This window comes from Pseudoalteromonas sp. P1-26 (assembly GCF_001401795.1).
Classification (GTDB): domain Bacteria; phylum Pseudomonadota; class Gammaproteobacteria; order Enterobacterales; family Alteromonadaceae; genus Pseudoalteromonas.
On record NZ_LKDX01000005.1, the window covers coordinates 29,754 to 49,391 of the forward strand.

The 19,638-nt window shown below is 41.5% G+C and carries 13 protein-coding genes and 1 riboswitch; of the genes, 8 read left to right on the plus strand and 5 right to left on the minus strand.

Annotation, left to right across the window (positions count from 1 at the left end; all coding sequences use genetic code 11):
- The first annotated feature begins 12 nt into the window (after window positions 1-12).
- Window positions 13-906 carry a bifunctional GNAT family N-acetyltransferase/hotdog fold thioesterase gene (locus AN394_RS04350; protein ID WP_054563461.1) on the plus strand — a complete coding sequence of 298 codons (894 nt, stop codon included), beginning with the start codon at window positions 13-15 and terminating at the stop codon, window positions 904-906.
- 48 nt (window positions 907-954) lie between these two features.
- Here AN394_RS04350 and AN394_RS04355 read toward each other — a convergent pair whose 3' ends face one another.
- The 5 genes from AN394_RS04355 to dapA form a co-directional block, all read right to left on the minus strand.
- Complete coding sequence (locus tag AN394_RS04355) at window positions 955-1,992, minus strand: phospholipase A (RefSeq protein ID WP_054563462.1); 1,038 nt, start codon at window positions 1,990-1,992, stop codon at window positions 955-957.
- Window positions 1,993-2,178: 186 nt separating this feature from the next.
- Window positions 2,179-3,297, minus strand: a complete 1,119-nt coding sequence (locus tag AN394_RS04360) for a succinylglutamate desuccinylase/aspartoacylase family protein (protein ID WP_055020880.1) — start codon at window positions 3,295-3,297, stop codon at window positions 2,179-2,181.
- 5 nt (window positions 3,298-3,302) lie between these two features.
- Entirely contained in the window at window positions 3,303-4,508 is a 1,206-nt protein-coding gene (locus tag AN394_RS04365; protein WP_055020881.1) for a PLP-dependent decarboxylase, read from the minus strand.
- Window positions 4,508-5,248 carry a 2,3,4,5-tetrahydropyridine-2,6-dicarboxylate N-succinyltransferase gene (locus tag AN394_RS04370; RefSeq protein ID WP_055020882.1) on the minus strand — a complete coding sequence of 247 codons (741 nt, stop codon included), beginning with the start codon at window positions 5,246-5,248 and terminating at the stop codon, window positions 4,508-4,510. Before AN394_RS04370 ends, AN394_RS04365 begins: the two co-directional genes overlap by 1 nt.
- A 14-nt stretch (window positions 5,249-5,262) precedes the next feature.
- Window positions 5,263-6,147, minus strand: a complete 885-nt coding sequence (gene dapA, locus AN394_RS04375; protein ID WP_055020883.1) for a 4-hydroxy-tetrahydrodipicolinate synthase — start codon at window positions 6,145-6,147, stop codon at window positions 5,263-5,265.
- Window positions 6,148-6,284: 137 nt separating this feature from the next.
- Window positions 6,285-6,481: riboswitch (Lysine riboswitch) on the minus strand.
- Window positions 6,482-6,664: 183 nt separating this feature from the next.
- Here dapA and AN394_RS04380 point away from each other — a divergent pair.
- The 7 genes from AN394_RS04380 to AN394_RS04410 all read left to right on the plus strand — a co-directional run bounded on the left by AN394_RS04380 (window position 6,665) and on the right by AN394_RS04410 (window position 19,466).
- The gene (locus AN394_RS04380) at window positions 6,665-7,360 is read left to right on the plus strand and encodes a DNA-3-methyladenine glycosylase I (RefSeq protein WP_054563466.1); all 696 of its coding nucleotides are present in this window, start codon (window positions 6,665-6,667) and stop codon (window positions 7,358-7,360) included.
- A gap of 8 nt (window positions 7,361-7,368) precedes the next feature.
- Complete coding sequence (locus AN394_RS04385) at window positions 7,369-8,781, plus strand: YdiU family protein (RefSeq protein WP_055020884.1); 1,413 nt, start codon at window positions 7,369-7,371, stop codon at window positions 8,779-8,781.
- Between the two features lie 466 nt (window positions 8,782-9,247).
- On the plus strand, window positions 9,248-10,318 hold the full coding sequence (locus tag AN394_RS04390) for an OmpA family protein (protein ID WP_054563468.1): 1,071 nt from the start codon (window positions 9,248-9,250) through the stop codon (window positions 10,316-10,318).
- A 282-nt stretch (window positions 10,319-10,600) separates the two neighbouring features.
- The gene (gene acnB / locus AN394_RS04395; protein WP_054563469.1) at window positions 10,601-13,198 is read left to right on the plus strand and encodes a bifunctional aconitate hydratase 2/2-methylisocitrate dehydratase; all 2,598 of its coding nucleotides are present in this window, start codon (window positions 10,601-10,603) and stop codon (window positions 13,196-13,198) included.
- A 211-nt stretch (window positions 13,199-13,409) separates the two neighbouring features.
- Window positions 13,410-14,351 carry a hypothetical protein gene (locus AN394_RS04400; protein WP_054563470.1) on the plus strand — a complete coding sequence of 314 codons (942 nt, stop codon included), beginning with the start codon at window positions 13,410-13,412 and terminating at the stop codon, window positions 14,349-14,351.
- The gene (locus tag AN394_RS04405) at window positions 14,351-15,355 is read left to right on the plus strand and encodes a hypothetical protein (RefSeq protein WP_055020885.1); all 1,005 of its coding nucleotides are present in this window, start codon (window positions 14,351-14,353) and stop codon (window positions 15,353-15,355) included. The genes AN394_RS04400 and AN394_RS04405 overlap by 1 nt, the downstream gene beginning before the upstream one ends.
- 106 nt (window positions 15,356-15,461) lie before the next feature.
- Window positions 15,462-19,466, plus strand: coding sequence for a PKD domain-containing protein (locus tag AN394_RS04410; protein ID WP_055020886.1), 4,005 nt, complete (start codon window positions 15,462-15,464; stop codon window positions 19,464-19,466).
- Window positions 19,467-19,638 lie beyond the last annotated feature (172 nt).

The following is a 19,638-nucleotide window of genomic DNA, read 5'->3' on the forward strand; positions in this document are numbered from 1 at the left end:
ACAGGAGTTTTTATGTTTAAAGTGACCACCCCACAAAGCAGCGAAGATTGGCAAGCGTACTATTCATTACGTTGGCAGGTTTTAAGAGCACCCTGGGGCGAGCCGCGTGGTTCTGAGCAAGATGACTTAGAGCAAGACGCTGAGCACCGCTTTATCAAAAATAATGACGGCGAAGTATTAGGTGTAGCTCGCCTGCATTTTAATAATCATCAGCAAGCGCAAGTTCGTTATATGGCGGTCGCTGAAGGTAATCGTAACCAGCATATTGGTAGCCGTTTATTACATGAATTAGAAAAAATCGCATGGACTCAAGATGCCGACGAGCTGGTATTGTTTGCTCGTGAGCGAGCCCTTGATTTCTATAAGCGTCATGGCTACGAATTAAAAGAAAAAGCGCACCTCGCCTATGACGATGTACAGCATTGGAAAATGGTAAAACAAAAACCATCTGAGCCGGGTTGGTTCCGTCATCCAAACTGGACACAAGTACTGCAAAACACTTGGCGTGAGTCGATCCCAATCAGTGATGCGATGGGCATTAAAGTTGAAAGCTATACCGATTGGCAGTTTACTACCCGCGCTGATTTAGATGCGAACTTAAACCTTCATAACACTATGTTTGCGGGTTCAATTTATAGTTTAGCAACCTTAACAGGGTGGGGCGCAACTTACCTAGCGCTGAAAGAAGCAGGCCTCGAAGGAAATATCGTGTTAGCTGATGCCAACATTAAATACCTTAAACCACTAAATAACGACCCTCGTGGTAGTGTTGAGTTGGCTGGCTGTAAAGGCAAGTTAGCGGATTTAGAAGACAGTGGCAAAGCAAGCTACCATGTGCCAGTAAATGTATACGATGGTGATGTGTTAGTAGCAGAATTCGAAGGTCACTTCATCGTTAAAAAATAACGACTATTTAGAGCGAGCTAACTAAAGCTCGCTCTTCATTAATTGAAGTTAAAGCAAGTCAGTTAACAGAATACCCACACCAAAACGTTCAATATCGGCGTTGTAATCAATCAAGCTCTCACCATAACCATTAAAATATTGTGCGTAGCCACGTAATCGGCCCCAAAGAGGGAAAGACCAATCTAATTGGATTGCACCACGATTATCTGAATTTAAGTTATTACGGGTCATAAAGCTAAATTCATGCTCGTTGTAACGGTATGCACCTGAAAACTCAAAGTAACCCATGTATTTGTAGATATCAGGATTATCATCGCCACGGGCTTCTAGCTCATCGTCCTTTTTATCTTCAGGAATGCGGTACCAAGGCTTAAAGCTAAAAACAAAGCCATCTTTTTCCCATAGGAAATCGGCATAGATACGGTTCCATGAGCGTGAGTTAGGCTGGCTGCGGCCATTCGATTGGTGTGAGGCACCAATTGCAATTGCCATTTCATCGCCCCAAAGCACATGCTCAGGATCAAGGTAGTTCACCCAGAAGATCTCTGGTTCGTAGTTTGTTTCACGAAACGGTGATGAAATATCTTTGTTGTAAAACTGCCAAAACGATTGCATGGTAAACGCAAAGAATACGCCCTGATCTTTATCTGAAAAGCCTTCGAAAATAGGCACTTTAATTGAAAGTTGATATTTCACTTCAAGATTATCAAGTGGCTCGCCATCAGTTTGCTCAGCAAGATCTTTTAAACCATCAAAAGGACGTTCATTCGGGTTAGATACGTATGAAAGCGGTAATATGTAGTTACGCTTATGTGGGGTGATCACATTACGGTTTTTCTTGCTCACTTCTTCACGGGCTTTACGCTTATCTAAAGCGGTGAGCTTTTTACTCTCGTCTAAGTCTGAGCATTTTTTACGAAGTTCTTCGAGTGTTTGTTTACCGTCACCGCCAATCGCTTCGTTCAAAATACACTGCTTTACGAGTTCTAGCGCATCGTCTTGTTCGTTAGTTTGTGGTTGTTCAGTTTGAGCAAATACAGGTACAGAAAATAAACCAGCTGCTGCCAGCCAAATGCGCCATCCCATTGCAGTTCCCTTTCAGTAGACTTTTAAGTAGGTATAATTATAACGATTTTTACATAAGTAACCGTGAACTTGTACTGAATTGTTGAAATTTTAGGTAAATAGAGAGCCCCAAGCTAAGCTTGGAGCCCTGCTGTAACGGCCTAAGGGCATAAGCCGTTGACTCTCACGCAATGAGAAGGGATGAGCTTATAGCTCAAATACGTTGGTAAAAAACTTATAAAGTTCGGTGCCTTGATTCACGCTTGCTGAAGCAAAATGCAAAATAGCAATGGCGTCTTTATCAAAGCTTAATGTTTGTAGCGGCTGCTCAGAAAGGTAGCGCTCCATTCTTAAAATATGGGCAATGGGCTCGCCTGCTTTAATATGGCCGCCCAGTGGGGCAAGATATTCAACCATGCCACCCATAGGTGCGTAGTAAGCTACATAATTTTCAAGCATGCAGGCATAGCGTGTCATCGCTTTTGGTTGATACGCTGCATCGACTAATACCTTTTTGTGGTTGAGGTAACTTAAAATGCTATTTGCATCTTCAAGAGCCGCACTTAAATCGATTTTCTCTTGGCTACCTAGCTCAACGGTGAATGCTTCGACTTGAACAGCAAATTCACGGCCTTGTTTGGCAAGCTCTTCAGATAGTGACCACCATGGGCAGAAACTCGCTTCATCCATGGCGCCATCAAAATCACTTGGGATCAATAACACATGCTCGATGTTGAAGTAGCTTGCGCTGTCTTTGGCGTATTCAGGGCAATATAAGTGCTTACTCGAGATAGGCCCCGTGTGAAGGTCTAAAACGATATCAGCCTGGTGGGCAAGCTTTTGCAAGTTAAGAGCAATGCGCTTACCCGTTGTTAGGCTGTAATCAGGACCCGTTAATTGACTGTCGATGTCAGCAACGAGTGCCTGTTTAAATGCAGCTTTAAGGGTCGCATCATCACTGTCTTTATGCTGTTCAGCAATCTGTGACGGTAACGCTTTATTGAAGCGGTACATGCGGTTCCAATTGGTGCCCGTGATTGGATCGAAGCGACCTAAAGTAAACTCACCTGATTTTTGGTTGCAACCAATAGGGTTAGCATAAGGAACTAGGGTAATATCGCCACGCAGCTTGAGTGATTTTAGCTGCTCAAGCAATTGATAAATTACTGCATTACCTTGTACTTCAGCGCCGTGCATATTTGCTTGTATATACACGTTTGGTCCCGTGTCATCGCCTTTTAAGCGATACACAGGAATTGTTAGAGGTAGGCCGTTGGCAATCTCGCCAACCACAATATTCTCTTGGCTGATTAACTCTTTACTCATGGCGATTACCTTAAATAATAGCTGGCATCTTCAGCGCTACGAATGCACTCAATATTGCCTTGTTCAAGGATGTATTCAGCCGCTAATTCGTGACATAAAAAGTACGGCATACTTTCGGTAAAGCCGTATGCACCACATTGGCTGAATACCAACCAGTCTTGCTCATTTACATCGCTCGCTAATTGGTGCTCACCTAAGCAATCAAGGGCGGTGCAAAGTGGCCCGTATAAAGTCATTGCCGCAGGCTCAGCCGTCGATTCGCGTAGTAAGGCCGCTGGAAAATCTTGGCTTGTCACCGCTGGGCGAAGTAAATGGTTAATGCCGCCTGATAAAATCACTTGTTGTTGATTGTAATTCTCTTTGCGCTCAACAACCGGTGTTGCGTAATGGCCGCATTCGCCCACCGCATAGCGGCCAAGTTCCATCCAAAGCTCTTTGACACCAGCATCCGCTTTAATACCCGCCAGAGTCTCGATAAGTGCAGACCAATCAAGTCGGTTAGCATCTTGAGTATAAGGTATGCCTAAGCCACCCCCTAAATCGAGAATATTAAGGTTAATATTTAATGAGCTTGCTAGCTGTTGTAATGGCGCAATCATTGCGCGCCATAGCTCGGCGAGCTTGTCAGTACTTAGCATATTGCCCCATTGGAAAATATGCAGGCCATCAAAGTTAAGAGCTGGGTAATCACTTACAGTCAGTGCTTGCCACTCATCACAGCCCAAACCAAAAGGAGTAAGGCTATCGCCGCCAAGTGGATTCTTTTCGCTGTCTGGCCAACGAAGTTGTACGCGCAATAGAACTTGCAGCTGACAATTTGCTTTTGTTGCTTGTTCGTTTAACCAGCGAACTTGGTTAATGCTCTCGGCCACGAAGGTACGTACGCCGCGAGCAATAAAATGTGAAATTTGTTTAGGGCTCTTTGCAGGCCCAGTGTTGAGCACGCGCTCGCTATCGATGCCTTGAGCAAGTACTTGCTCAAGTTCACCTTTACTTGCAACATCAAAGTTAAACCCTGCGCTGTCTAAACATTGAATAATGCGAGACAGTGGGTTGGCCTTTACGGCATACCAAAGTTTCACATCGGTTTGCGCAGTCAGTTGATTTAAATGTGCAGTTAATTTATCTAAATCATAGATAAAAAATGGCGTATCAAGATGTGTTGAAACTTGTTCAACCGCTTGCTTGATGGGCGTGCTCAAAAAGCTCATTAACGTAAAACCTCTTCTAACAGTAATGATGCATCGCTTTGTTCATCACGGTATTTCACGATCAATGCACAAGACATGCTTAGACCATGCTCGCGAGCCCATGCATTTGAAGCAGGGCGAGAGCCTGGGATCACAATCGCGTTTTCTGGGATGGCTTCACCTTTGTCTAGCTGGCGCTCGTTAACGCAATCGTAGACAGGAATAGTTGCAGATAAGCGTACACCTGGCGCAAGTACAGCACCTTTTTTCACAACCACACCTTCAACAATAACGCAGCCTGCGCCGATGAATGCGTCATCTTCAATAACCACAGGGCTAGCGCCAATTGGCTCTAGTACACCACCTAATTGTACTGCAGCACTTAGGTGAACATTTTTACCCACTTGTGCGCATGAACCCACTAATGCGTGGCTATCGACCATAGTACCTTCGTCGATGAACGCGCCAATATTCACATATGCTGGTGGCATGATAATCGTGCCTTTGGCAACGTGTGCGCCACGGCGAACACTGCTACCACCTGGTACCATACGCACGCCTGCATCTGCTGCAAAGCCTTGTGGTGCTAAGTTGTGTTTATCAACAAAACCACCAGGGAACTCAGTATTAGTGCCGTTTTTAAAGGCTTCTAAAATGCCTTGTTTAACTTCAACATTGGCGTGCCAGTTGCCGTTCTCGTCTTGTGTTGCTGCGCGAACTGCGCCTGATTCTAAGTTGTTTAATAATTCTAACCAGCTCATGATAAAACCTGTTTTTAGTTCCAAGATAAAATTGTGTTGTTTGCGTGGGTGATGCTGTCTGTTTGCTCAAGCTCTAAATGCGTAAGCGGCGGACGTAAATGCGGGGTATTTATTTTACCTTGCAGGTGCATCAGTACTTTTACTGGGATTGGATTTGCCACAGCGAATAAACTTTGGATTGCTTGCGACCAATCGGTGAATAGATTTGGGTATTGACCACTTAAACTACGTTTAACAAACTCATGGGTTTGACTCGGCCAAGCATTCGCGGCAACCGAAACTAAGCCTTTTGCACCAGCTTGAGCAAAATATGGCATAAGTGCATCGTCGCCACTAAATATGGCCAGTGTTGGTGATGCCGTTCTAAAGCCTTCAAATTTGCTAATGTCGCCACTGGCTTCTTTTAAAGCCCAAAGATTTTTGTGCTCAGCAAGGTTTTTGATCACCTGTGGTGAAATCTCAACTGCGCTGCGTCCTGGTACGTTATACAACATACATGGGTGGTTACTTGCGTCTAGTAGGCTTTCAAACCAATGTGTTTGGCCAACAACCCCAGGTTTTGCATACAGAGGTGAACCTAACAGGTAGCCATGAATAGGTAGTTGGTTGCAGTATTCAACCCAAGCAATTTGTTGCTTAAGATTCATGCCGCCCACAGCAACCATGAGTGGGACACTTGGTGCTAATTGGCAAACATGCTCAACAATGGCTTGTTGCTCTTTGAGTGAAAGCGCCAGTCCTTCACCAGTACTGCCAAGCAATAAAATGCCGTTATTTGCATCTTGCTGCTCAGTAACCAGTTGTTCAAGGGCCGTGTAATCGACCTCGCCAGATTCAGAAAATGGCGTGACAAGCGCTGTCCATAGTGGATAGTCGTTTAAATCAAAATTGTTGATCATCTCTCACGAACTTATAAGGTATTCGAAGAGTTTATGCGGGAACATTTGAATGGAGCCGCATGTCGTCGTTCGAACAAGGTATAATTCGAAGAGCGAATGGGCTTAAAATAATAAAGACGCGACGGCCTTATTATACTAAGACCAGAAGCTCTCCACCAAACTAATCAATAGCGCTTTGCTATTGTTGGTGACAGTCGCTGGGATTCAGCCCAGTCGCCCGAAATAAGCACCTCACAAACGGTGTTACTTCTCGGCGTTAATTCCCCTCACGTATGATCAACAGAGTCTGTGCTCTTCCCATACGCTACCTGAATAACGCACCTCTTCCAGCCCTTTATGCTCGCTTTAAAGGTTAAAGCCAACATAGTTAAATAGGGTATTGGCGGCGATTAAAGCATTTTAGCCATCTAGGTGTCAAGGCGAAGGATTTGTTTTTTAGTGACCGATTTTGCAACATGGTTACGTATAAGCGTGTTTTTACGTACACTTAGCGTTAACCAAATAAATTGGAAAAATGATGGAAAAATTTAACGATATTTATCAGCGAGCCGTATCTCGAAAAGGCAGCGAAGAAATGCTGCATGCATTGTTATCAAACCCGCTCGATGATACTGATATTGCCAAAATGCATGACGATTTATGGTTAGAAGAGTTTACGCGTAAAGTCTTTCAAAGCGGTTTTTATTGGTCTGTTATCAATAATAAATGGGCTGGTTTTCGTGATGTGTTTTGGGATTTCAGCGTAGAAAAGTTGTTGATGATGCCGCCAGATATGCTTGAGCAAAAAGCCAGTGATGAGCGAATTGTTCGTAATTTTAAAAAAGTACAAACGATCCCTGAAAATGCGTACATGATTCACGAAGTTGCCGAAAAACATGGCAGTTTTAGCCAATTTATTGCAGATTGGCCAACTGACAATATTATTGGTCTGTGGGCTTATCTTAAAAAACATGGCGCTCGATTAGGAGGCAACACTGGCCCTTACGCTTTGCGAGCGCTTGGTAAAGATACTTTTTTGCTTTCTCGCGATGTAGAAGCCTACTTGCGTGCCCATGAGTTGATTGATGGCGGCTTACAAACTAAAAAGTCATTACAAGCAGCACAAGATTTTTTCAATGAATTACAACAGCAAAGCGGTTACAGCTTGCAGGCTCTAAGCCAACTAGTGGCCTATGGTGTAGGCGATAATCGTGTAGGTGTAGCAACACGTTAAGGACAGTTATGGAACTGCAAACCCGATACACAGATATTAGTGAACTGCTTGCTATTAAAGATATGCCGAGTGCCGTTGCTAAGCCACAATTACTGCTATTTAATGACAAGCTAGCTGATAATTTTGAAATTAAACACGACAGCGAATATTTAGCTAAATTACTATCTGGTTCAACAATAGATAAAGATGTTGCACCGGTTGCACTTGGTTACTCAGGTCATCAATTTGGTCATTTTTCACCGCGTCTTGGTGATGGTAGAGCGCATTTGCTTGGTGCTATTGCAGATCACAATGGCACATTGTGGGACTTACAGCTAAAAGGCGCAGGAGCAACGGTATTCTCTCGCGGTGGTGATGGTCGCTGTGCCATTGGTCCGGCTGTACGTGAGTACATCATGAGTGAGGCACTTCATGCGCTTGGTATCGCGACTACGCGTTGTTTAGCTGTAGTTACAACTGGCGAAACGGTATATCGCCAGCCACCTCGCCCGGGTGCAGTTGTCACTCGTTTAGCTAAAAGTCATATCCGTGTTGGCTCATTTCAATACTTAGCTACACAAGGTGATATAGAAGGGTTAGAAAAGCTAGTCGACTACGCAATAAATTGCCACTTTCCTGACATTAGCAGTACGGGTGAGCAGCGTTATATTGAATTTTTAACCGCCGTGCTAGATAAGCAAATTGAGCTGGTTATCAGCTGGATGCGAATTGGCTTTATACATGGCGTGATGAATACCGATAATACCTTGATTAGCGGTGAAACCATTGACTATGGTCCTTGCGCGATGATGAATCAGTTTGACTTAGACACGGTGTTTAGTTCGATTGACCATCAAGGGCGCTATGCATTTGGTAATCAGCCGAATATTGCCAATTGGAATATTGCGCGTTTAGCTGAAAGCTTAATCCCTTTATTTGCTGATCAAGATGCTGCCGTTGAGCAACTCTCACCGGTTGTGAATGGTTTTGCTGCTAAATTTAATGATGCATTTAATGTTATGTGGCAGCAGAAATTAGGCTTAGCTGGTCAGCAAGAAGGCGATCATGCTTTAGTTTCAGAGTTACTGGGGTTAATGAAGCAACACCAACTTGATTACACCAATACTTTTAATGCACTTACTGAATCTTTAGTGAAAGACTTTGTTATAGATTCTAATTTAAAAGAATGGGTTTCAAAATGGAGGCTCAGAACATCAGCTGAAAGTTACAGCACAATGCGAGCTGTTAATCCTGCAGTCATTCCCCGTAATCATAATATTGAAATGATCTTGGCTGAGTATGAAAAGGCAGGATCTAGTTCATCAATCAATGAGTTTTTAAAAGTTATTCAAAAACCATATGAGTATGAGGAAGAATTTGCGGCATGGTATCAACCTCCGAAGGAAGGTGATTGTAATTACCAAACTTTTTGTGGTACTTAAGGGTTAATCTTTATGGTTGATAACAATTGTAAATGCTCATTTTTTTAAATCTGAGTGTTCGTTGATTGAGCAAGTTAGCTGCCAGTGTTATGATTTATATCAATAAAATAGCACTAAAGTTTTGCTTTTTAACGAAAATTTACAAATAAAGTTGCTTTCAACTTGTTGATTTAAAAATAACCAATATAATAATGTAATTGGGAATGGACTTTTATCGGTTTTGAAGTCAGTAGATTAGGCTGAATCGGCTTTCACCTAATCATAACAAAGCGATCTAAAGGCATTGTTACGCAAAGTTATTTAGATAACCTATTATTTGGGTAATTGACTGAAATTACTCGGCAAGATTTTTGTTCTGTACCGAGTTCGTTAAGTTTTGATTAACTATTAGTCGACTACTCTGTTTAAACTGATTGAGCTGGTTTGACTTAGCTACAATTTTAATTGTGAAAATGGGAAGGAAACAATGAAATTAAAATCACTTACTATTGCTTTAGCACTTGCTGCAACTAGTGCTTCAAGCTTCGCTGCCGAAAAGCAAGGTTTCTACATCGGCGCATTTGGCGACTACTATGATAATTCTTGGGAAAATGTCCGCGACTACACTCCAGGTGGCCTTGATGTTGATGACTCTACAGGTTGGGGTTTAGAGCTAGGTTACCGTTTTAGTGATTACTGGAGCGCTCGTTTAGAATACGCTGACATGGACTTCGATTGGAAAGCTGATCTAAATGACGGTACTTCTGTTAGCGGTACTGAAAGTGGTAAACGTTACGGTATTGACGCTTTATATCACTTAGGTGGTGGTCCATTCTACGGTATTTTCGGCCTTAAAAATCTTGATGCGGTTGACGAAGATCTAATGTTCGCAAACGTAGGTGCTGGTTACCAACACTACTTCACAGATAACTTCGCGTTTAACGCTGAAACATCTTTATACCAAGGTCTTGACCGTGGTTACACAGATGTTGGCGCTAAATTAGGCCTAAGCTATATCTTTGGTGCGCAAAGCTCAGCTTCTGAGCCAGTTGAACCTGCTCCAACAGTTGTTCCTGTTGCGGTTGAGCCAGTTGATAGCGATGGCGATAACATCCCTGATGCTGATGACCAATGTGCAAACACGCCAATGACTGACGCTGTTGATGGTACTGGCTGTACATTATATGAAGATCGTGAAGTAACTAAGAGCTTACTAATCACGTTCCCTAACAACACGTCTAAAGTATCTCAACAATACTTAGATGATATTGACCGCGCTGCTAAGTTCTTAAAAGAGCACCCAGGTACTGACGTAGTACTTGAAGGTCACACTTCATCAGTAGGTAAAGCTGATTACAACAAGTGGTTATCTAAGAAACGTGCTGATGCTGTTGCTAAGAAACTAATCGAAGACGGTATTGATCCAATGCGTCTTACTACTGTTGGTTTAGGTGAAGAGCGCCTTAAAAACCCAGCAAATACGCCAGAAGCTCACGCTGAAAACCGTCGTGTTGAAGCGAAAGTAACTGTAATTGAGCGTGTAAAAGTAGAGCGTTAATCTAACTCTTTACGCAAATTTGAAAACCCAGCCTAGTGCTGGGTTTTTTCATTTCTAAAGTAGATAGGAATGATTCTTAATAAATATTCATTTGAATAGAGTTTTTTTCTAGTACTATTCATGCTATTTATAGTGAATATTAAACTCCTTACTTACAGCATGGATTTTCATCTATACTTAAAAGCTTTATAATTAACCGTCAGAATACTATAAGTACTGGGTCTTAATTGGTATTTAGCTTAATACTACCGAGTACTTTCACGTCACCAAGAGGGCAATATTGTGCTACAAGAATATCGTAAACACGTAGAAGAACGTGCCGCGTTAGGTATCGTACCAGCGCCATTAGATGCTCAGCAAACGGCTGATCTTATTGAATTAATCAAAAACCCACCGGCAGGCGAAGAAGAGTTTATCGTTGATCTTCTAGTTAACCGCGTACCACCGGGTGTTGATGATGCTGCTTACATCAAAGCAGGTTTCTTAGCTGCAGTTGCAAAAGGTGAAGCGAGCTCTCCACTTGTATCAAAAGAAAAAGCAGCTGAGCTACTTGGTACTATGCTAGGTGGTTACAACATCGCACCTATGATTGATCTTCTAGATGACGAAGCGTTAGCGCCGATCGTTGTTAAAGGTTTATCAAACACATTATTAATGTTCGATGCTTTCTATGATGTAGAAGAAAAAGCGAAAGCAGGTAACGAATTTGCTAAGCAAGTAATCGAATCTTGGGCAAATGCAGAATGGTTTGTAAACAAGCCTGCAGTTGCTGAAAAAATCTCAGTTACGGTATTCAAAGTAACTGGCGAAACAAATACAGATGACCTTTCTCCTGCTCCAGACGCATGGTCTCGCCCTGATATTCCACTACACGCTTTAGCAATGCTGAAGAACGAACGTGATGGTATCAATCCTGAAAAACCAGGTGAAGTTGGTCCAATCTCACAACTAGAAGAGCTTAAAACGAAAGGTTTACCTCTTGCATACGTTGGTGATGTAGTTGGTACGGGTTCTTCTCGTAAATCTGCAACTAACTCTGTACTTTGGTTCATGGGTGATGATATTCCTCACGTACCAAACAAACGCGTTGGTGGTGTATGTTTAGGTGGTAAAATCGCTCCTATTTTCTTCAACACAATGGAAGACTCTGGTGCATTACCAATCGAACTTCCTGTTGATGAGCTAAACATGGGTGACCAAATCGATATCTTCCCATACGAAGGTGTTGTCAAGCGTCACGGTACTGATGAAGTAATCTCTACTTTCTCTCTTAAATCAGACGTAATTCTTGATGAAGTGCGTGCTGGTGGTCGTATTCCACTAATCATCGGTCGTGGTTTAACTGATAAAGCGCGTGCATCACTAGGTATGGAAGCTGAAGATATCTTCCGCAAGCCTGCTCTTGTAACTGATTCTGGTAAAGGTTTCACATTAGCTCAGAAGATGGTTGGTAAAGCATGTAACATGCCTGGCGTACGTCCTGGCCAATACTGTGAGCCGAAAATGACAACTGTTGGTTCGCAAGATACAACAGGTCCTATGACGCGTGACGAACTTAAAGATCTAGCATGTTTAGGCTTCTCTGCAGATTTAACAATGCAGTCTTTCTGTCATACATCAGCTTATCCTAAGCCAATCGACGTAAACACTCACCACACACTTCCTGATTTCATCATGAACCGTGGCGGTGTATCACTTCGTCCAGGTGACGGTGTAATCCACTCATGGTTAAACCGTATGTTATTACCAGATACAGTAGGTACTGGTGGTGACTCTCATACTCGTTTCCCTCTAGGTATTTCATTCCCAGCGGGTTCAGGTGCGGTAGCATTCGCAGCAGCAACTGGTGTAATGCCTCTTGATATGCCTGAGTCAATCTTAGTACGTTTCAAAGGTGAAATGCAGCCAGGTATCACACTACGTGACCTAGTTCATGCTATCCCTTACTACGGTATTAAAGAAGGTCTTTTAACAGTTGAGAAGAAAGGTAAAATCAACGAATTCTCTGGTCGCGTACTAGAAATCGAAGGTGTTGAGCACTTAACAGTTGAGCAAGCTTTCGAACTTTCTGATGCATCAGCTGAGCGTTCAGCGGCAGGTTGTACTGTTAAGCTTTCTAAAGAGTCTATTGCTGAATACCTAGAGTCAAACATCGTAATGCTTAAGTGGATGATCTCTGAAGGTTACGGTGATGTTCGTACTATTGAGCGTCGTATCAATGCAATGCAAGAGTGGTTAGCTAACCCTGAACTTATGGAAGCTGACGCTGATGCAGAGTACAAGCATGTAATCGAAATCGATCTTGCAGACATCAAAGAGCCAATCCTTTGTGCTCCAAATGACCCAGATGATGCACGTCTTCTTTCTGACGTAACAGGCGAGAAAATCGATGAAGTATTCATCGGTTCTTGTATGACTAACATCGGTCACTTCCGTGCTGCAGGTAAACTACTAGATGGTTTCAGTGGTCGTATTCCAACTCAACTTTGGGTTGCACCACCAACGAAGATGGATAAAGACCAGCTTACTGATGAAGGTTACTACGGTATCTTTGGTCGCGTAGGTGCACGTATCGAAACTCCAGGGTGTTCACTATGTATGGGTAACCAAGCACGTGTTGCTGATAAAGCAACTGTTGTTTCTACCTCTACGCGTAACTTCCCTAACCGTCTAGGTACTGGCGCTAACGTATTCTTAGCATCAGCAGAGCTTGCAGCAGTAGCGGCAATCTTAGGTAAATTACCTACACCTGCTGAGTACCAAGAGTATGCAGATAAGATCAATGCAACTGCAGCTGATACTTATCGTTACCTGAACTTCCACCGTATGCCTCAATACACTAAAAAGGCAGACCAAGTGATCGTTCAGCAAGCTGTATAATTAGTAATAATTAAATTTATTAGTATAAAAGCCCGCACCTAGCGGGCTTTTTTATTAAGTTTTTGTTCAGTTTGGTTGTAAAATTAATACATTTGTCTACACTGATTATTGTTAAAAGTTAACAGTTGTAACTTTGTGTTTAATGTTGTAACCAAGGAAGGCGGGCATCATTTCTTGGCTGCATAGATTTTGCAAATCAAGGAATTGAACAATGAAAGCACTTCTTCTTTTACTCCCCCTTAGTGGTTCGGCTCTTGCTGTTAACCCCTCTTTTAGTGAAGTTCGACTCGGTTTTGAAACGATTAGCTATAGTGAAACTCTTAATGATGTAGCAGGGTTTGGCAAGTTGAGCCAGTCAATTGATGTGACCAATCCCGCAATACGACAGATATCATACACAGGGATCGATGATGATTGGGGATTCTATATTGAAAGTGCTGCAACAATTTCTACTGAAATTGAAACTGAAACTTGGCATTTGGCAGAGTTTGGCGATATTCAAGAAAATGCATTTAAAACAAAAGCGAATGAGATCGGTTTTAAAGGTGCTTATAATTTTTCAAAAGCCATACAGTTTACTTTAGGCACTAAGTTTTTTACTTCTAGTTTTACACGCTCAAATTTTGCTTTTGTGCAACCAGGTGCGGCGGCATTTGATGAGGCACTGATTGCTATCTCAGATGATCCAGATAACCCCGCTCGTTTTACCTTACCGGGTATGAATAACGCGAACAATGTGGGCGACCAACAAGATTATAACTCCCAGCTACGCCCCGTGGTCTCTGTGTCAGAAGATCAAATGGGTATCTTGCTTACTTTAGGTGCCCGTTACGATAGTCGTTTAAAAGACAGTTTTAATAAGTACAGCTGGTATGCAGAAGCTGAATTGAGTACACCCATGTACTCTGAAATTCAAAATACTCAATTTGAAACAACTACATTAACCGACAGTTTTAATGGCTGGGGTGTGTTAGGACGAGTCGGGCTACGTTATCAAATAATGTCACATATTGCGTTAATGGGCGGTATTGATGCGCAATACAAATCTCGCGATATAGTGACTAAGAATCTTGAAAATGGTCAACGTCTGCGCGTACCTGAAGTCGAATATAGTAATGTGTCTTTTGCAGTTGGTTTGCAGTGGAGCTATTAATGAACAAGTTCGCCATAATTAGCTCATTACTTTTATTCTCTTTATCAGGGTGTAAAACTATTGATTCTGTTCAGCAAGATTTAGGTTCTCTTGCGAGTAGTATTACAGGTGAAGAACAGGCGACCCCCGAACAAATACAGGCAGCCTATGAAAAAGCCCAAAGTGTTTTCCAAGAAGCACTGACAGCTTATAACCAAATAGATACGGAGAACTTAGCGCAATTTGATGAGGAGCGTGTAGCTAAGGCTCGTAAAGTATGGGCGGTGCTTGAGCCTGAGTTTAATGAACTGCGTTTAGCTCCTGAACATGCTTTAAAAAGTGCGTCACTGTTCTCATCTGATACAGTTGCAGATGAAGTCATGTCTCAAAGTCAGGAGGTCATTTCCTTGGTTACTGAAGCGCAGCTTGCCAAGCAAAGGATCACATCGGTTTTACAGCCAATTAGAGATGAGTTTGCCATTTTAGATCAATTGGATGCTGAAACATCTTATGAAAAGCGTTATCGAGAGCTCGATAAGCAACATCAACAATTAAAGGAAATGCTCATTGACGGGCAAGAGCAGCAAGTTGCTGAGTATGTACCTAAGCTATTAGAGCAACTCATTGATTTAGAAAAAGACGCCGTTGTACAGTTTTATTTCTCTCAGTATATCGAAAAAATTTATGGGCTAGCTAACTCAAAAAAAGTCGATATATTTCCGACAGTTTATCAGGACGTTCGAAAACAATTAGAGCAAGGTGAAACATTTAGTAAAGCTAACTATCGTGAGTACGAGCAAATTAAACAACAAGCTGCTTTATTGTCATTACAAATCGATCGTATTAATAGTCTCTATGCTGAGTACTTAGCCCAAAAATCGGCTATTGATAAAGACACTGTTGAAGCGCACATGCTGAGTCTTGAAAGTGAAATTTATGCACTGACCATGGCTGCTGGTTTGGGTGATCTGAGAGGCCTCTCTTTTCAGGAGCAGCTTCAACAAGTAAGAAAAGCAATTAATTGAGTAAACCAAGAGCCACAGTTCGCTGTGGCTTTTTATCAACGTTAAGGGATTTAGCGTTTACATGGCTAAGAATTTCCCTGCTATAAGTGAATATAATGGAGTATGTATGTTAATTCATAAGCGGCTGTTGGCTGCAGTTATTGGTACCTTATTTTTAGTTGGGTGTGGTGGAGGTGGAGGTAGTGACTCTGAAACTAAACCAGATCCTGTAGACCCCGTTAATCAAAGTCCAACAGTTACTATTAGTGCCGAATCAGAAGGTGCAGAGCAGACTTCTTTTAAATTAAGTGCCGCTGCCACAGATAGTGACGGTAGCATTGCCTCTTACAGTTGGACATCTGATGCTAGTTTTGACTTTGTACAAAGTGATGGATTAACGAGTGCTGAAGCTACTTTTCAAACACCCGATATAGACGCTGATACAACGGTTAATTTCACTGTCACTGTAACCGATAACGATGGGGCAACAGCTTCAGCAAAGCATAGTGTTATATTTAAACGAAATGTATCAACAGTGACAATTACCGGGATAGTAACGGATCAACCAATTGCTAATGCAGAGTTAGAGATTAATGTCGGTAGTGACGTCTTTTCGACCAATGCAGATCAAACCGGTCGCTATACGATAGAGCTTGTTGTGGACGAATCTGCAAGTGATAAGCTTGTACTGGTTAAAGCAAAAGGTCTTGATAGCACCAACCCTGGGGTTGTTTTTGTTTCACAGCTAAGCTCAATTCAAGCGTTATTGGAACAGGCTGGTGAGGATAATACGCTTGATAGTGAAGACAACTTTGGCGTCAACATCACGAATGTAACGACCGCAGAATATGCGCTTTTAACACGTAATAATGAAGAACCTCAATCAGTCGAAGAGCTAAACGCAGCACTGCTAAATGTTGATGCTGACGAAAAGATCTTATTGGCAACTCTCATCAAAATCATCGTGGATAATGCAGATTATGCTCTCCCTGAAGGCGTCGAAAGCACACTCGATCTTGTCAGTGACGAAGATATCGCTAAGAATTTTGAAGATGAAGTAAATGAGAAAGATCCAGATCTCATTGAAGAGACGAAAGAAGAAATTAAAAAAGATGAAAACTTAGTTTCTGATAGCGATGAGCCTATTGTCGGTGATTTTATAGTTAACTCACCTCGTTATTATAACAATGATGCATATCACCTTGTTCTGGCAAGTGACGGTACGGGTGAACTTAATGCAAATACAAGCTCAACACTGACAATGAGTAAAGAATCAGGGGTGTATACATTAGCACTAGCAAATAGTGTAGTGACTTACACTGATGAATATAACGATGGCAATGAATCTTATATTGGGCAAACAAAATTAACAGATATTAGTTTTCAAGTTTTAGCAGAAAATGAGGTTTTCAGAACGATTGAAGTGACTCAAACCACACAAAGAACATTGGACTACCAAAATGGTAGTGAACCCGTTGTGGAACCTTCAATTACTCGAACCTATACAACTAACCTGATTGATAAAGCTAAAACAATAGCACTAAATACTACCGAGTTAACCGAAAACACATGGGTTTTAGACCTAAGAGACAATGATTATGATTCTGCGTCATCTGATGATGAACCTGAAACTTTGCGCTTTTATGCCGATGGTACAGGGGATGTAACGGGTGAGAGCACTGAGGTATTTAGTTGGGAGCTCAATGATACTAAGTTATCTATTAGTTATGATGAAAACGGTGAAACTGGGTTAATTGAGTTTTGGTTTACAAAAGCTCTCTCTGCGGGCTACCAAGTGGTTGCATTAGACACTAGTTTTGATGAGCCAAGTAATACATTAACAGGCTTAATGGTTAAAAAAGCGAATGTAACAACAACCAATGAGGATATTATTGGTCGTTGGCATGGTTTTGTTGGTACGTCTCAATCTTATGATTTGAATATTTATCCTGATGGTAGTGTCGCTATTGGTTTAGGTAATTCAAGTTTCCAAGGTCATATTGAAGATGGCAACTTCTCTAGAAAACGTTTTTATTCAGAAACATATGGTCTTGTTTCAAGTTGTGATGGCTTTGCTGATGACTGTTACCTTGAAAGTGAAATGCAACATGAATTCATTAATATCGTTGGTAGCACCTACTACATAATTAGAACGCTAACTTATTACACTATGGCTGGTGAGGCATATGATGAAGTTAAATCGGTATTCATTTATGAATATAGTAAAGACTTGTCATACTCAGCTTTTACTGAGGAGCTATTAGATGGTGCGATTTCTCTTTACAAAGATGATAGCTCTACAGATGCTATTTACATTCAATACAATGATTTAGGTGAAGTAGAGTATGTTGTCCGTTTTGATGGTGTTGAGCATATAGCAACGTTCAATGATGGCGTATTAAGCTATCAAGTTGATGGCAATACGTGGTTTGTTGAGCTGGTTTTTGCGGATGAAAATGCTGTTACTATTTGCCGATATCAGCAAGGAAGCAGTTGTTCAGCTGATACGCAAATTAGTTACTTACCTAAGCGCCCTAAAGTAACCTTAACTGTGAATCCATCTCAGAACGGTAACCTCTCACCTAGCAGTCAAACTTCGTATTGGTACCAATACGCGTCTTTCGTAATTAGCCCAGATGAAGGGTATGTTGTTGACGAAATTACAGGATGCGAAGGATATATCGAAGGAGCTTATTACCTTGTCTATACCACAGGTGCTGATTGCGAAATTACAGCAACATTTAAACCTGCATTATTAGCCGCTGGCGAGTATATTTTAAATAATAGTGATTTATATAATGCACCAGCCTTGGGCTTATTACTAAATGCAGATAACACTGGCGCTGTAACTCTCAACGGTAGTTCAAATATCAACTGGTATGAAGTTGATGATCACATTGAGTTATCACCTATCGATAGTATTGTCGTGGAAGAATATATCTCTTTCCCTGATGGCATGACAGAGGTTCAATATCGCACGGAGATTAGTTACGCTGAATTAATGCCAATGGCAGAAAAAGGGCTTAATTGGCATTGGCTAACAGTTGAATATAGCTATTATGAGAATGACGTTTTAGTGAATACTAGTACTGAAAGTTCCAATGTTTATGCATTTTCTGATGGCGATGAAATTGCCGTTGTTAGTGATGATGTCGTAGGGCAATGGGCTGTAAGCGCAGAACAAGGAGGTGTGCTATTAAATATGCAGATCAATGCTGATGGAACAGGCTCTTACATAGATATTTTGAGTGATGAGCAAGATACGTTTAGTTGGCAGATCATTGATAGCAATTTAGTACTTAATCACAGCAGTGATAATTCAACAGATACACTCTATTTTACTAAAAACATCAACGTTGGTTACCAATTTTTAGATAAGGGTAATGATAACGAGGGGGACTATGTTGATGCAGGCATGTTTGTTAAACGCAATGAAGTAGCCATTAATGTAAGTAATTTTTCTGGTCGTCATCAGTTCAGAGAGGGTCATGATATTGATTCGCATTGGGCTGAAATCCAAATTTATGACGATGGTGAAATCTTCTTTACCTTTGGAACAAGTTCATATCAAGGAAGCTTTATTAATAACCGCTATATTAGAAGGCTTTATGTAGATACTAGCTCAGGAGGTTGGGAAACAACTGACTTCTGTGATACTAGCTTGGATACATGTTTCCTTTATGGTGAGTTTGTTTACAAGCTAATTGCTATTGATGAAGCCCGATATTTTGTCGAGCGTACTGTAGCGTTCGATGATAATGGCACTGGGGTGCTAGAAAAATTCTCTGCACATCTATATGTACATGATTATGCTAGTTCAACAGCAGTTGATAAATTCTACGACTACAACTTATATAGCTTCACTTTATATGAAAGCGATGGCACAACTTGGTCATTAAGTGAGCAGGATTATAATGAAGATAGTCAGTCTTACGATTACTCACTGACGATTGGAGATCAAAGCATCACGGGTGTTCAATTGGTTGATGGTAAATTGTCATTTATTGAAAATGGCCAAGACACGTTGCTTGAGCTTATCAGTAACAATCGCACCGAACTCGTTTTCTGTAAGTATTTAGCAGGTAATAGTTGTCAGTCACAAGATCAAGTTTCCCTTTCTATGAGCAATTAAACTTGTCGTAAATTGTGCAACCTAAAACAGCCACATTTGTGGCTTTTTTTATTTTTTAGATTAAATATTCTAAAAAATGTGTATAACGATCTTAAAATTATCCAATAAACCTTGCTGGTTTACATAAAAACGCAAATATTCCCTACTAATTGAATTAAAATCCTCGCCAATA